1 pseudogene is annotated in these 581 nt (G+C 56.3%); it reads left to right on the top strand.

What is annotated here, in order from left to right:
* Positions 1-581: pseudogene (locus NC796_RS26660) on the top strand (hypothetical protein); the annotation flags it as partial.

Here is a 581-nt window from a genome sequence, read left to right as displayed (position 1 = left end):
GGGTTTTGGGTGCTGGCCAACCAACCGTTAGTGGACTCTTCCTCCGTGGTGGCGGTCGAGCTCTCCGAGCAGGGAACCTACAGCATTCCACTTCATTCGGGATGGAATATCATTTCCAACCCTACCGAAAAGGATATGGCCTGGGCCGGTGTGCAACAGGCCAACGATATTAGCCAGCCCCTCTGGTCGTTTTTGGGAGGCAACTACCAGCAACCCGATACCCTGGCCTCTGCCCGGGCTGGCGGACAAGCCTACTATTACTTTAACCAGGAAGAAAAATCCCAGCTGCAGCTCCCGTATGCCCCCAACAGGCTGCCAGGTACAGAATCTTCGCGCTCCAAAACCAAGGAGGAAACAAAGGCGTGGAGAATACAGCTTACGGCCACCCAACCTGGTGGGGAACATCCCAACGGCTATCAAACAACGGTGCGAGTGGGAGGCGCTGCAAAGGCCCGTGATGGATTTGACCACCGCGATGCGGTAGCCCCGCCAGGCCGATTTGAGGCCATCAGCATGTATCTACTTCCGGCTGATTTTGAAGAAAGCAGCACCAAGCTAGCCAGGGAATACCGCCCCTTTAC

Source organism: Aliifodinibius sp. S!AR15-10 (genome assembly GCF_031569985.1).
Classification (GTDB): Bacteria; Bacteroidota; Rhodothermia; order Balneolales; family Balneolaceae; genus JAMQKA01.
Note: the sequence above shows the minus strand (reverse complement) of the source record. Positions and strands in the feature narration are given on the sequence as shown.